Origin of the sequence: Faecalibacter rhinopitheci (assembly GCF_015234135.1) — a bacterium.
GTDB lineage: Bacteria > Bacteroidota > Bacteroidia > Flavobacteriales > Weeksellaceae > Empedobacter > Empedobacter rhinopitheci.
The window spans coordinates 189,346-203,261 of sequence record NZ_JADGIK010000006.1; the positions used below are offsets into that span (position 1 = coordinate 189,346).

Genomic DNA, 13,916 nt, shown 5'->3' on the forward strand with positions numbered 1-13,916 from the left:
AATAATTTACGATAAAGAATTGTAAAAACTGTTTTTTAAGTATTTGTAATTCAGTTAGTTTAAATCTAATTCATATGAGATATTTTTTATTGGTTTTATCATTTTTTTTGTGTCATACTATAAATGCACAAACTGATGTAAAGCTTACAATTAAAAATTTACGTAAAGTAGAAGGTAATTTGTCTATAGAATTCTACAGAAATATAGAAAATTATACAAAAGGTGAAAATGCATTTAAGAAATTATATATTCCAATTAAAGACTTAGATCAATTTGAAACTACGTTTAAGAATATTGAAGAAACTTACTATGCAGTAAAAGTTTTTGTAGATACAAATAATAATAAAATATTGGATAAAAGTTTTTTAGGTGTAAAGAAAGAACCTTACGGATATTCTGGAGATAGTTCACCTTTCCTAAGAGAACCTACTTTTGAAGAGGCAAGAGAATTACCAAGTAAGCAAAATAACAATATTATTATATTTTTGAAAAATAATAAAGGCGATGATTAATCATCGCTTTTTTTTTATTTTAATTGAAACGACATTCCTAGATTAATTCCTATCAATGACGAGGCATTATTGGGATTATCTTTTATTGGATTCAGCAATAATTTATAATAAGGTTCCAGATTAATTCCTATTTTATCATTAAAAAGATATTCAAATTTTAAAGCTCCATTTGCACTAAAACTAGTATTATTTACATTAGAAGCTTCTCCGATTTTCAGTTTTCCAGATGTAGAATTAGTAATATCGATTTCATTTTTAGTTAATATAAAGTAACTTCCACCACCTATTGCAGAAATATTAAATCTTTTGTGTTTAAATAAATTTAACTCTATTTCTATCGGAATTTCTACAAATTCTAATTTTTGATTCATCTTATTATCCGCTGATAAATAGTATTTATTAGGAAAATCTTCCGCATTATTTAAGATGCTTATCTCACTTGTGTATTTTATATTTTCAGGATTATTTGCAAAATTATTGTCTGATTGTATCGTGTTAATAGAAGACATATTACTTACAGAAGATGTGGTAATGTTATTTGTATTCTGCGCTAAATCTATTTTAGCAATTCCTGCACGTACTTTTATATTCTCTGTTATTATATAAGAAACTTTTGCTCCATAAGAAACTGTAATATCATTTTGCAGTGTATTAGCATTAAATGTTGATGATAAGATAGATTTTGAGTCTAATAATAGAGTAGGAGAAACAAATGAAGATATGGCTAACTTAGGAGAGCTTTTTGTAGTTTCCTTTGTAATATGACGAGTTTCTTCTTCAAGAAGTATTTCTTCAAGAAATTTTTCATCATCATTTTTAACTACAGGAAGTTTAACTTGGCTAGCTTGATAAGCAATATTTTCTCCATCAATCGAATTGCTTTTTAACTTTTCATTTCTTGAATTTAAACCAAGATTTGAATAATAATTGTTCCAGTAATCTCCAAATTCTGTATTATTATCTATCTCCTTAGTATATATATTTTGTGGTGCTGTAAGACTATTATAACTTATATTTTTATACATAGTTTTAGTATCTACATTAGTATGATTAACTATGTAAGTATTTTCAAAAGAATCATTATCTCTTGTTTTTACAAAAACAGCATCTTTATTTAGTTTTCTTGTATTCTTTATTTGTTCTTTTTTGTTAATCACAAAATCGGAAGAAGTTTTTTGTTCATTATTTTTAGATGAAAAAAACAGGAAGGCAAATATTGCAATACATGCCGCAGACGAAGAAAGCCAAATAAAAATAGGAACTATTTTTCTCTTTGGTTTTTTGTGTAATTGATTTTCAATATTAGTCCAAGCATCTAGAGGAGGAGCTTGTGGCTGGGATAATTTATCTTTTATTTTTTGATCAAAATTGTTCATTTTCAATAGGATATTTCAGATGAGATAATTTTTGTTTTAATATATTTCGAGCACGAGACAGATTGGATTTTGAGGTGCCGATGGATATATTTAATAACGTGGCTATTTCTTGATGAGAATATTCCTCAAGTACATATAGATTAAAAACTTGCCTATATTGGTATGGAAGAGATTGTATAATGGTAAGAAGTTCTTGGTAGCTGGTGAGGTCATCAAAATCAATAGTTTCCTCTTCTACATCACAGATATTTTCTATATCCTCTACTTTAAGATTATTCTTCTTCCGGTATTTTTGTAAAGATACATTTACCATTATTTTCTTCATCCATCCTTCAAATGAACCTTGAAAATTGTATTGATCAATTTTATTGAATATAAGGATAAAACCCTCTTGAAAAGAATCTTGTGCGTCTTCGTAATTATCAGAATACCGAAGACATATTGAAAAAAGTATGCTAGAAAATTCAGTATAAATTAATTGCTGTGCTTTTCTATCATTCTTTTGACATCGTTGGATAATCTTTATAAGAGGGTTTTCCAAAATTTATAATCTACTTTTATTCCGCAGGAATCTGGATTGTTTCTGAGATATAAATATCTTCTCCATTTAGTTTACCAGCCCAAACTCTGATTGTATTTTCCCCCGCTTTTGTAGGAACAAATCGGTATGTTTTAGTCACAATTCTAATATCATTAGTACATGATGAATTATTTTTTTGAGATCCAAATACGCCAAAGTTTTTTACGTCACTTGCTGATGAAGCAATGTCTTTAAACTCTACAAAATCTTGACAATCTCCTTTTAATTCAAATGTAACATGTATGTTAGTCGGTTTTTTTATAGGAGCAACAGAGTCTACATTATATTCTAATTTTAAAGCCGGAACGAATCCGTATGAAGTATATTCTTCAGATGAATTATCATCATTTAAACAACTAATTGTTGTAAAACCTACAAACATTAACATCGTGAAGTAGGTAAGTAATTTAATCACTTTCATAGTTTTATTTTTTTTAAAGTTATATAATTATAAGATGAATAAAAGTAAAAGGGTTGCGTTAAAAATATAATTTTAACATTTTTTAATAAAAAATCCTCTTATTAAAATAAGAGGATAATATTTATTTAGAAGTCAAATCTTTTATGATAAGATTAGCTGTGCGCTCGGATGCACCTACACCACCCAATTTATGAACAAGTAAGTCATAATCTTTTAAAACCTGATCACGTTTAGCTGTATTTAAGATAAGATTTAATTCGTGTTTAATGTTTTCATACGTTAAGTCGTACTGAATTAATTCTTTCACAACCTCTTTATTCATTATTAAATTAACTAAAGAGATGTATTCAATATTCTTTACTACTCGTTTTCCTATCTCATAAGAAAGAGGATTCCCTTTGTAACATACAACTTCCGGAACCTTTAATAACGCTGTTTCTAAAGTAGCCGTACCCGAAGTAACTAATGCAGCATGAGACATACGTAGTAAATCGTATGTTCTATTTTCAACTATTTTTAAATCATTTCCTGCGATTGCTTTATAGTTTTCTATAGGTTGTGATGGGGCACCAGCAACAACAAATTGATAATCTGGAAAATCTTTACTTACTGATAACATCAGAGGTAGTTTAACTTTAATTTCTTGTGTTCGACTTCCGGGTAATAATGCAATTATAGGACGATTATCTAAACCATATTTTTGCTTTATTTCTTCAGGGTTGATCGAAGGTAAATTGTGCAGTGAATCTAATAATGGATTTCCTACAAAATCAACTTTATAATCATAACGTTGATAAAATTCTTCTTCGAAGGGTAAAATGACGAACATTTTATCTACCACTTTTTTTATTTTATGTACTCGGCCAGTTTTCCAAGCCCATATTTGTGGAGATATATAGTAGTAGACACGTATACCAAGCTTCTTTACAAACTCTGCAACTTGTAAATTAAACCCAGGATAATCAACTAATATAACAGCATCTGGCTGATAGTTTTTAATGTCTTTTTTACAATAAGAAATATTCCCAAGGATTGTACGTAAATTCATGATTACTTCAGCAAAACCCATAAATGCAAGATCGCGGTAATGTTTCACAATTGTTGCGCCTTGTGCTTCCATTAAATCACCTCCCCAACATCTAAATTCTGCTTTAGGATCTTTGATTTTAATTTCTTTCATTAAATTCGAAGCGTGTAAATCGCCCGATGCTTCTCCTGCTATGATATAATACTTCAATGGAAATTGTTTTTCTCTTACAAAGATAAATTATCCTAGTAAGATTTGGTAAGATTATTAGATGAAGAAAAATGAATTTATTGTTCTTAACATTTGTTATGAATGATAGCCATATTAATTTTATAACTTTACTTCTTTAAAAACTTACTAAAAATGTCTGACGAAATCTTAAATAAAGTAACAAATAGCGGATTAATAACTTTGGATTTAGAAGATTATTATCCAACAGGTAATCGTGTGATTTTTGATCTTAAAGATTGGTTATATGAAGAATTAATCTTGAAAGAAAAAGATTTTAGACAAAATTTAAAAGATCATGATTGGTCGCAATACCAAGGTTCATATGTAGCTATGACTTGTACGGCAGATGCAATTGTACCTTCTTGGGCTTATCTATTGGTTGCTACATATCTACAGCCAGTTGCTAAAAAAGTGATTCATGGTTCGTTAAAGGATTTAGATCAAATTATTTATACAGAAGTAATTAATAATTTAAATCTTGAAGAATATGTGGATGGAAAAGTGATTGTAAAAGGTTGTTCTCAAAAACCAGTGCCAGATTCAGCTTACATATTACTAATTGAGAAATTGCAACCCGTTGTAAACTCATTAATGTTTGGAGAGGCGTGTAGTACAGTTCCATTGTACAAAAAGAAAAAAGTATAAATAGGATTAATAAAAAAATCCACTCTTTAGAGTGGATTTTTTATTTTATTTAGAATTAGAATCCTGATCTTCCCATTCCTCGACCTTCACCGCGAGGACGATCTTGATTCATATTTGAACCTGAAGATTTACCTCCGAATTGATTTAGGTTAAATGTTACTGAAAACATTACAAAACGAGTTAAAATGTTGTTACGTTCATCTCTGATATATTCGTCTGATATTGTACGCGTATAACTGTTATTTTGATTAAGAATATCAAATACTTTTACTCCAGCTTCCATTTTATTATTAAAGAATGAATACATCATTTGCATATTCCATAAGAAGAAATCTCTTTTGAAACCGGCAGCCATTCTTGAATTGTTGTTGTAAGAAAATTCGTTAGTCCAAGTTAAGTTCTTTGGCCATGTCGTAATTGATCTTAAACTAAAATTATGAACTGTATTAGTTTGTTCATCTAATGTATAATTGTAGTAATTAGTTTTTGAGTATCTTAAGTTATAAGATGGAGAAAGTGTAATATAATTATTCCAATTATATGTTAATCGTACACTAGGTGTTATACTAGAGTTGTATGCTGTATATAATTGTGAGTTTCTAAACGCTTGTTGACGTGCATAGCTAGAGTATAAACCTACGTTTAAGTTTAATTTATTAGCAGCTTTATTTAATTGTTTACTCCAAAATAAATTTCCATTTAATCTATAATTACCTTCCACATTTGTATAAGTAGAACGTGTGATTAAATCTTCATCTACGTACGAATAATTTACAATACTAGATTGATTGTAAGTATATGTAAAATTTGCATTTATTCCTTGACGCGTTTTACGATCAAAGTTGGAGAAATTTAAAGATAATTGGTGAGATTTATTTGGATCTAAATCTGGATTACCAACAAATATATTTAACGGATCTGATAAATTCTCAATAGCTAATAACTGTGTTGTAGAAGCTAAGCTTGTGTTGTAATTATAATTAAAAGATAGGTTATTATTCCCCGCTTTGTAGCGTAAATTGGCTTGAAGCGCAGGTAACATTTCTCGGACAGTTAAATTATAAGCACTTCCTGTATAAAATCCATAATTTTCTTGATTATAGAAATCAGAACCAGCACGTAATGTTCCAGAGAATTTAGATTTATTTAATTGTAATTCAGCATAAGGAGAAACTTTATTTTGTTTCATTTCATTATAACGACTAAAAATATCATTTCTAACGATAAAATCATTTAACAATGGATCATACTCCCATGTTTGATTATCATTTTCATTATAGTTATACTCATATTTCGTACCTACAGCAAATTTTAAAGAATCTGCAATTGGATATGTATAAAATAAATCAGCAGAAATAGAATTGTTTTTAGTATTTACCTTCTCTAATTGATTACGAATATCATCCTCACGATCTGAGTTGTAAAATAAAGTGCTTGTATTGATTCTATTATTTTGATTTCTATCATCAATCGAAGCTTTTACTGAAGCATTTAAGTAAGATTTATCTTTGAATCCTTGGTATAATGTTACTTCAGAATTGAATCCATTATTTTTAGATTCATTTTTATTACTACCAAAACTCTCATTTCTTAATTCTCCATTTTCATCTGTAGATTGGCTATCAAAATCTCTTGTAGAGCTTGATGTTCCATGAGAAAAACTTGGATTAAAGTAGATTTTTGTTAGATTTTTATTCCATTCTAATGTAGAACCAAACTTATGATTAAAGTTTTCGGATTTAGAAATCGTGTTAGATTCTGTCGTATAGATATTATCTGGTAATAAATTTTCTTGACGCGTGTAATTATCGTTTTTATTGTAACTATGGTCGAAGTTATAATTTCCACCTACAGTAAAATAATCATTAATTTTATCATTATAATTTAAACCGATAGACGAGCTGTTTGTGATACCGTTACCACCACGTTTTCCCATTCCACCACGACCAAATGATCCTGCACCGGTTGCTAAACCTGTACTTGCAATATCGTTTGATGAACCTATTAAACTTAAACGTCGACTTCCTTTAAAATAGTTAGCCATGATATTAGCTTCATAACGATCATCTGTACCATATCCCACAGTACCTTTTACCATGTAACCTTGTTTTTTGTCTTCTTGTAATGTGATATTAATAGAAGATTTATCGGATCTTGATTTCTCACCTGAGAATTTCTCATTTCTTGATTTAAAATCTGATACTTGTATTTTTTTAATGATATCAGCAGGTAAATTTTCTAATGCAATTTTACCATCTGTCCCAAAAAATGGTTCCCCGTCAATAAGAATTTCATTAACTTCTTTTCCATTTACGGTAATTTTGCCATCATCATCAATATCAACACCTGGTAGCTCTCTTAGTAAGGCTTCAAGGTTTGCATTTGGTTTTACTTTATACGAACTTGCATTATACTCTATTGTATCATTTTTAATAACAACTGGTTCATTCGTCGTTAATAAAACTTCTTTTAATTGATAAGTTTGTGGACTTAATACAATAGTACCTAAATCTAGGTTTTGGGTTAAATTATTAAAGCTTCTTGTGTATATACCTTCAATTGGATCATCTACTATGATATAAAAAGGTTTATCTAGTGTAGATAAAGATAAATTAAATTCACCATTTTCGTCGGTGAAAGTTGAAGTAATTTTAGTAGAGTCAGCTTTATTCCCGATGGTTATTGAAACATCGGTAAGCGGAAACTCTATCTGATCTTGTACTTTCCCCTTAAGAGAAATTTGTTCCTGAGCTATTGAGAAAACAGCGTATAAAAGGAAAAAAAGAGTGGATAATTTTTTAAACATAGTTAAACTTAATGTCCTTATTAGACCAAAAATTTAACCAAAAGTTTAACCAAAAGTTTAACTACTGCTTAAATTTTTTCCAATTTGTAGGGCTAATATTTGTTGTGTCTATTTCAGAAACTGTGTTAAATAAAGGAGTTATAGACATGATACGGAATGTTTTATCTACTTTTAAATCCATTTCTGGACAATAAACTTCAATTAACTTAATGGTTTCTGAATTGGAAGAAGTAGAAACAAACAAAGTACTTTTAACTTGTTTAGTAACTTCCCAATTCTGGCAATTTCCTACAGAAGAATAATATTTAAACAATATAAAAGGAATAAATGCAAGTAGAATTCCAAAGATAAATTTGAGAATATTTTTATAATTCCAACCTCTATTTTTATTAATACTCAATAAGCATAAAAAGTAAATGCTAGTTCCTGTGGCAAAGGTTAATATTTTAGGAAAAATTTGAGCAAAATTGTAATCAGAGAATTCTAATCCAATATGTTCACCAAATACGAAATAACTGATAAACCAGACAATTATAAATGTAAACGTTGTTTTTAAAATTAATCGTAGGTTTTTGTTCATGTTATATATTTTGTAGATGTAAAATTAGAGTTTAATTCCTGTTAATATAACTTATTCACAGGAATTAAACTTATATATTATTTTAAATCTTTAATAAGATTATCTAAAACTTCAATTGCTGACTCAGCTAAGTGTGTTCCTGGTCCAAAGATAGAATGCGCACCATTTTGAAATAAATATTCATAATCTTGTCGTGGGATAACACCTCCTACAATAATATAAACATCTTCTCTACCTAATGCTTTTAATTCCTTAATAACTTCAGGAACTAACGTCTTATGTCCTGCGGCTAAGGACGAAATACCTAAAATATGAACATCATTTTCTACAGCTTGTTTAGCAACCTCAGCAGGCGTTTGGAATAAAGGTGCGATATCTACATCAAATCCCATATCAGCATATGAGGTAGCAACTACTTTAGCTCCACGATCATGACCATCCTGACCCATTTTTGCCACCATAATACGTGGACGTCTTCCGTCTAATTCTGCAAATTCATCAGCCAGTTTTCTAGCTTTTTCAAAACTTTCCATTTTTCCTGCATCCATAGCATATACACCTTGTATTCCTCTTGTAATCGCTTTATGTCTTCCGTATACTTTTTCTAAAGCATCTGAAATTTCGCCTAATGTTACTCTACGACGAGCAGCTTCAATAGAAAGTTCTAATAAATTTCCATTGCCCGATTTTGCAGCTAATGTTAGTTGATCTAATATTTCTTCAACTTTATTTTTATCACGTGTTGATCGAATATTATTTAATCGAGCTAATTGTTTTTCGCGTACCGCAGAATTATCAATATCTAAAATATCAAAACCGTCTTGTACTAATTTAGATTTGTAAGCATTTACACCAATAATAGCATCTTCACCAGAATCTATTTTTGCTTGTTTTTTTGCAGCAGCTTCTTCAATACGCATTTTAGGAATTCCAGCTTCTATGGCTTTTGTCATTCCTCCTAACTCTCTTACTTCTTTGATGTATTCCCAAGCTTGGTTAGCCATTTCATTTGTAAGAGATTCTATCATAAAACTTCCACCCATAGGGTCTGCAGTTCTACAAATTTGCGTTTCTTCTTGTAAAATAATTTGCGTATTTCGAGCAATTCGAGCAGAGAAATCTGTAGGTAAAGCTATGGCTTCATCTAACGCATTAGTGTGTAGAGATTGAGTTCCACCTAAGGCTGCAGCTAGAGCCTCGATAGCTGTTCTACCGATATTGTTGTAAGGTTCTTGCTCTGTTAAACTCCATCCCGAAGTTTGACAATGCGTTCGTAACATTAATGATTTTGGATTCTTTGGTTCAAACTCTTGCATCAGTTTTGTCCAAAGCATACGTGCAGCACGAAGTTTTGCAATTTCTTGGGTAAAGTTCATTCCTATTGCCCAAAAGAATGATAAACGTGGCGCAAAGTCATCCACCTTTAATCCTGCTTCTAACCCTGTTTTTACATATTCGTATCCATCGGCTAATGTGTAAGCCATTTCTAAAACAGGTGTAGCTCCAGCTTCTTGCATATGATAACCTGAAATAGAAATAGAATTGAATCGAGGGATTTTTTGAGATGTATATTCAAAAATATCCGCAATGATTTTCATAGAAGGTGTAGGAGGATAGATATACGTATTACGTACCATAAACTCCTTTAGTATATCATTCTGAATCGTGCCAGATAATTTTTCTTGAGAAACACCTTGTTCTTCAGCAGCAACGATATAAAACGCTAAAATAGGAAGTACAGCACCATTCATCGTCATGGAAACTGATATTTTATCTAATGGAATTTGATCAAATAAAATTTTCATATCCTCTACAGAGTCAATAGCTACACCTGCTTTACCAACATCACCAACTACACGTTCATGATCAGAATCGTATCCACGGTGTGTGGCTAAATCAAATGCAACAGATAATCCTTTTTGTCCTGCAGCAAGATTTCTTTTATAGAAAGCATTTGATTCTTCTGCAGTAGAAAAACCGGCATATTGACGTATTGTCCATGGTTGACGAACATACATAGTTGTATATGGTCCACGAAGAAATGGTGAGACCCCTGGTAAAAATTCAGTTTGTTTTAAATCTTTAACGTCTGCGTAGCTATAATTATTTTTAACTTTTAAGCTGTCAAGCTCAAAATTTTCAAGTTCAGGTTGAACTAAATTTAATTTTCGTTCAAATTTTAAATTTGAAAAATCTTTTTTGTGATTCATATTGCTAATATAAAAAATATCCTACATAAAATTTTTCCTTATATAATCATAACTATTAAAAATGTAACAAAATGAATTTGATTGGTTTGGTAAGGTTATTGAAACAAAAAAACAAAACCAACTACTATGAAATTAGAATTTAGTAAACTTAATATTCAAGAAGTAATTGATACGATTGACGAAAATAAAGCCCTTGAATGGCAGCTTGATATTCGTAAATTCTTAGAAAAGTACGCAGAAGAAGATGCAGTAATTTCAATTAGCGAATTACAAGGCGAAGTAATATTTGATGTAGAAATGCGTAAGCAAAACATCAAAAATACAGTAATAGCATTAAATGAATTGTTAGAATTAAAGCAAGGGGATACTACATTGTTAAGTAATTCGATTAGGATGAAATCTGGAGCTATTGTAATTGCTCAAGCCATTGAAGCTAAAATGGATATTTATTGTACTGAGCAAACAGATGTTATAAAAATTCCTTATACAGGGCAAGACCAAAATACAATTCATTGGGGATTAAATTATGTTTATTTAACAGAGGCGCAAGTTCATCAGTCTAGTGATGTTTTACATAGAATAGAGAAAATTGTGGTAGAAGCTTACGGCATAAAAGATGAAACCAAATCACATTTATATAAAAATGATGAACAACATATATATGAGGTTTTTAGTGTTAAATTGTTCCCTATCGGAATAAGAAAATTAGGAGAAGAAGAATTTACAACTTTCGGAGAAGTGCAAATATCTCGTTCTGCACAAGGTCATATGTTAGTAAATTCTCCAAACTACAATGATCAAATTGATACTCAAAAAGTAGTTCATATAGTAGATAATAAAACATTTAGATGGTTACTGCCCAATGAATATCTAGATAACGAGTTAAATACAATTATTGATTTTGACCATATAGAAGATGTTTTGAGACCTTATATAGATAGTCGTTTCGTAGTAATTAATTATCCACATAGCGAGACAGGAAAAGAAGTTGTAACATTAGTAGTTAAAAGATTATATATAGACGATTTTAAATTTCCTACCGATGGGTTAAAGGATTATGAAATTCCAAGGCAAAATTATTCTATTGGAGATTTTCCTGAAAACGATGATCGTGCGGTAATTAGAAGTGAAGTAAAACGTTTATTAGCTGAGAATTAAACAATAAAAAAAAGTGCTTAACATTAGTTTAAGCACCTTTTTATTAAAAATTATTTATTAATATTGTATATCAATCAATGATTTTAAAGGAATTAAAACTCCATTTTTAATTTGTAAATATTTTTCCGTCACAGTCCAAACAGTAGTTTCAATTTTTTTAGGACCTTGATCTGTCTGTATTGTGATAAAAGCTTTTGATTTAAATTCATTTCCTAAACGAACAGAGTTTAACAATTTTTCTTTTTGTACCTGTATTTCGTCTAGTGGTGCATCTAAAAATTTGTAGTTTGTTAACTCTTCCTTTTCAATTAATTCAGCTCTCATCATTTCCATTCTTTTGTAGTTTTATATTTCTTCTTGTTACACATTACCTAAATTACAAAATGAATTCATTTAAACTAATAAATATCATATATTTTTTATTCATAATTTAAGGCTAGAAGTGTATTAAAAATATATTCAAAAATTTGACCAACACTATAAAAATATAAAAAATTCATTCTATTTTCTTAATTTTGCATTATGTCAGACGAAAAGAAATTTAAATCCGGTTTTGTTAATATTATTGGTAATCCGAATGTAGGAAAATCTACGTTAATGAATCTTATGATGAAAGAAAGATTAGTTATTGCTACCCATAAGGCACAAACTACTCGTCATCGTATAAAAGGTATCTTAACAGGAGAGGATTATCAAATCGTATTTTCTGATACACCGGGTGTATTAGATCCTGCATACGAACTACAGACAAAGATGATGGATGCTGTGAACGAATCTATGGTAGATGCGGATGTTATTCTTTATGTAGTTGAAGTTGGAGAAAAACGTTTGAAAAATGAAGAAATTTTTGCTCGTATGCAAAAAACTTCAACTCCTATAATATTATTATTAAATAAAATAGATACTGCTACACAAGAAAAATTATATGAGGCTGTAGAATACTGGCATGAACTTTTACCAAACGCTCAGATATTACCTATTTCTGCAAAAGAAAATGTAAATGTTGAGATGTTGGTAACAAGAATTAAAGAAATGCTTCCTGAAGGACCTCAATATTATCCGGATGATCAATTGACTGACAGATCTGAACGATTTGTAGTAAACGAGGTTATTCGTGAAAAGATTTTATTAAATTATACGAAAGAGATTCCTTATTCAGTAGAAGTTGTGACTGAACGTTTCAAAGATGAAATTAATTTGATTTCTATAGAAACTGATATTTTTGTTGAAAGAGATTCTCAGAAAGGAATTATTATAGGCCATAGAGGAGAGGCTTTATCAAAAGTAGGAAAAGAAGCACGAGAAGAATTAGAAAAATTCTTTGATAAAAAAGTTTTCCTAAAACTATTTGTTAAAGTTAGAAAAGATTGGCGTAAAAAAGAAAATGATTTACGTCGTTTCGGTTATTAAATAATAACATTAAATAAACATTAAGCGTTGATTTTTCAACGCTTTTTTTCGTCTTAATAAGTTAATAATGAGTAAATTTGATGTATAACAAAACCTAAAATCATATACTTATGTCAACTATACTATTTCCTACAGATTTTTCTCAGACCGCAAATAATGCCTTTTTATACGCCTTAAACCTTGCTAAAGTTTTACATACAGATATTCGATTAATTACTTTAAAAACTCATCTAAAAGAATATTTGAATATGCCAGAAGATATATTCGATACGAAAGTGAATGAGCTAAAAAGTATTGCAGTAGAAAATAATCTAGGCGATGTAAATATTATAAGTTCATTAGAAATTGGCGATCTATTGATGTCTGTGCTTGATATTATTGAAAAAGAGAATATCAAATACGTGGTAATGGGAACTAATGGTGAAAATAGTTTTGGAAAAAAACTATTTGGCTCACAAACATTAAGTGTGATTAACAATTCTCCAGTTCCGGTATTGGCAATTCCTCATCAATTAAAATATCATCCTGAAAGAAAATTTGCTTTTGCAACTATGCTTGACGCTAGAGAAGATGCAGCATTACAGGAAATTATAGAAATTGCTAACAAACATTCATCTCCTTTAAATGTGGTACATGTAGAAACAAAATCTATTACAAGCGAAACGCTTATTAAAAAACGAGAATGGCAAGTAAATCATCCATATTTAGAATTGGATATAGTACAAAAAGAAGATGTAGAAAAAGGATTATTAGAATATTGTAACAACAAAATGATAGACGTATTAGGAGTGGTTCGCAGAGATCTTAATATTTTTCAACGTTTATTTACAGAAAGTAATAGTAAACAATTACTTAATAATTCTAATTTTGCCATTTTAGTATTGAAAGGTAAATAATTATTGAGGAATAGATTTTTAAAAAGCGATGATTATATCATCGCTTTTTAATTGGCTAAATTTT

General features: G+C 29.6%; 13 protein-coding genes. 5 read left to right on the forward strand and 8 right to left on the reverse strand.

From position 1 onward, the window contains the following. The first annotated feature begins 74 nt into the window (after positions 1 to 74). Positions 75 to 512 (forward strand): DUF2141 domain-containing protein, encoded by a 438-nt coding sequence (locus IM532_RS10245; protein ID WP_194183363.1) that lies wholly within the window; start codon positions 75 to 77, stop codon positions 510 to 512. Positions 513 to 526: 14 nt separating this feature from the next. Here IM532_RS10245 and IM532_RS10250 read toward each other — a convergent pair whose 3' ends face one another. The 4 genes from IM532_RS10250 to lpxB form a co-directional block, all read right to left on the reverse strand. Beyond that, complete coding sequence (locus IM532_RS10250) at positions 527 to 1,888, reverse strand: hypothetical protein (RefSeq protein WP_194183364.1); 1,362 nt, start codon at positions 1,886 to 1,888, stop codon at positions 527 to 529. Further along, entirely contained in the window at positions 1,875 to 2,429 is a 555-nt protein-coding gene (locus tag IM532_RS10255; RefSeq protein ID WP_194183365.1) for an RNA polymerase sigma factor, read from the reverse strand. The genes IM532_RS10250 and IM532_RS10255 overlap by 14 nt, the downstream gene beginning before the upstream one ends. A gap of 16 nt (positions 2,430 to 2,445) precedes the next feature. Further along, positions 2,446 to 2,889 (reverse strand): hypothetical protein, encoded by a 444-nt coding sequence (locus tag IM532_RS10260; protein WP_194183366.1) that lies wholly within the window; start codon positions 2,887 to 2,889, stop codon positions 2,446 to 2,448. 121 nt (positions 2,890 to 3,010) lie between these two features. Beyond that, positions 3,011 to 4,126, reverse strand: coding sequence for a lipid-A-disaccharide synthase (gene lpxB, locus IM532_RS10265; RefSeq protein ID WP_194183367.1), 1,116 nt, complete (start codon positions 4,124 to 4,126; stop codon positions 3,011 to 3,013). A gap of 153 nt (positions 4,127 to 4,279) precedes the next feature. On the opposite strand from lpxB, the gene IM532_RS10270 reads away from it, so the two are divergent. Continuing rightward, positions 4,280 to 4,792, forward strand: coding sequence for a DUF2480 family protein (locus tag IM532_RS10270; protein WP_194183368.1), 513 nt, complete (start codon positions 4,280 to 4,282; stop codon positions 4,790 to 4,792). Between the two features lie 55 nt (positions 4,793 to 4,847). Here IM532_RS10270 and IM532_RS10275 read toward each other — a convergent pair whose 3' ends face one another. The 3 genes from IM532_RS10275 to scpA all read right to left on the reverse strand — a co-directional run bounded on the left by IM532_RS10275 (position 4,848) and on the right by scpA (position 10,388). Next, positions 4,848 to 7,598 carry an outer membrane beta-barrel protein gene (locus tag IM532_RS10275; RefSeq protein WP_194183369.1) on the reverse strand — a complete coding sequence of 917 codons (2,751 nt, stop codon included), beginning with the start codon at positions 7,596 to 7,598 and terminating at the stop codon, positions 4,848 to 4,850. 61 nt (positions 7,599 to 7,659) lie between these two features. Further along, on the reverse strand, positions 7,660 to 8,178 hold the full coding sequence (locus IM532_RS10280; protein WP_194183370.1) for a hypothetical protein: 519 nt from the start codon (positions 8,176 to 8,178) through the stop codon (positions 7,660 to 7,662). A gap of 77 nt (positions 8,179 to 8,255) precedes the next feature. Next, positions 8,256 to 10,388, reverse strand: coding sequence for a methylmalonyl-CoA mutase (gene scpA, locus IM532_RS10285; protein ID WP_194183371.1), 2,133 nt, complete (start codon positions 10,386 to 10,388; stop codon positions 8,256 to 8,258). 126 nt (positions 10,389 to 10,514) lie between these two features. On the opposite strand from scpA, the gene IM532_RS10290 reads away from it, so the two are divergent. Further along, positions 10,515 to 11,546: a hypothetical protein gene (locus IM532_RS10290; RefSeq protein ID WP_194183372.1), complete on the forward strand. Its 1,032-nt coding sequence runs from the start codon at positions 10,515 to 10,517 to the stop codon at positions 11,544 to 11,546. A 57-nt stretch (positions 11,547 to 11,603) separates the two neighbouring features. Here IM532_RS10290 and IM532_RS10295 read toward each other — a convergent pair whose 3' ends face one another. After that, positions 11,604 to 11,879: a hypothetical protein gene (locus IM532_RS10295; RefSeq protein WP_228063711.1), complete on the reverse strand. Its 276-nt coding sequence runs from the start codon at positions 11,877 to 11,879 to the stop codon at positions 11,604 to 11,606. Positions 11,880 to 12,068: 189 nt separating this feature from the next. Here IM532_RS10295 and era point away from each other — a divergent pair, with 189 nt between their 5' ends. Continuing rightward, on the forward strand, positions 12,069 to 12,956 hold the full coding sequence (era, locus tag IM532_RS10300) for a GTPase Era (protein ID WP_194183373.1): 888 nt from the start codon (positions 12,069 to 12,071) through the stop codon (positions 12,954 to 12,956). A gap of 110 nt (positions 12,957 to 13,066) precedes the next feature. After that, positions 13,067 to 13,852 carry a universal stress protein gene (locus tag IM532_RS10305; protein ID WP_194183374.1) on the forward strand — a complete coding sequence of 262 codons (786 nt, stop codon included), beginning with the start codon at positions 13,067 to 13,069 and terminating at the stop codon, positions 13,850 to 13,852. Positions 13,853 to 13,916: the final 64 nt, after the last annotated feature.

What these genes read in the sequence shown, in the direction of transcription:
- IM532_RS10260 (WP_194183366.1), bottom strand. Translation starts at nt 2,889, where the DNA reads ATGAAAGTGATTAAATTACTTACCTACTTCACGATGTTAATGTTTGTA.
- era (WP_194183373.1), top strand. Translation starts at nt 12,069, where the DNA reads ATGTCAGACGAAAAGAAATTTAAATCCGGTTTTGTTAATATTATTGGT.
- IM532_RS10245 (WP_194183363.1), top strand. Translation starts at nt 75, where the DNA reads ATGAGATATTTTTTATTGGTTTTATCATTTTTTTTGTGTCATACTATA.
- IM532_RS10280 (WP_194183370.1), bottom strand. Translation starts at nt 8,178, where the DNA reads ATGAACAAAAACCTACGATTAATTTTAAAAACAACGTTTACATTTATA.
- IM532_RS10275 (WP_194183369.1), bottom strand. Translation starts at nt 7,598, where the DNA reads ATGTTTAAAAAATTATCCACTCTTTTTTTCCTTTTATACGCTGTTTTC.
- IM532_RS10295 (WP_228063711.1), bottom strand. Translation starts at nt 11,879, where the DNA reads ATGGAAATGATGAGAGCTGAATTAATTGAAAAGGAAGAGTTAACAAAC.
- IM532_RS10305 (WP_194183374.1), top strand. Translation starts at nt 13,067, where the DNA reads ATGTCAACTATACTATTTCCTACAGATTTTTCTCAGACCGCAAATAAT.
- IM532_RS10250 (WP_194183364.1), bottom strand. Translation starts at nt 1,888, where the DNA reads ATGAACAATTTTGATCAAAAAATAAAAGATAAATTATCCCAGCCACAA.
- IM532_RS10290 (WP_194183372.1), top strand. Translation starts at nt 10,515, where the DNA reads ATGAAATTAGAATTTAGTAAACTTAATATTCAAGAAGTAATTGATACG.
- IM532_RS10270 (WP_194183368.1), top strand. Translation starts at nt 4,280, where the DNA reads ATGTCTGACGAAATCTTAAATAAAGTAACAAATAGCGGATTAATAACT.
- scpA (WP_194183371.1), bottom strand. Translation starts at nt 10,388, where the DNA reads ATGAATCACAAAAAAGATTTTTCAAATTTAAAATTTGAACGAAAATTA.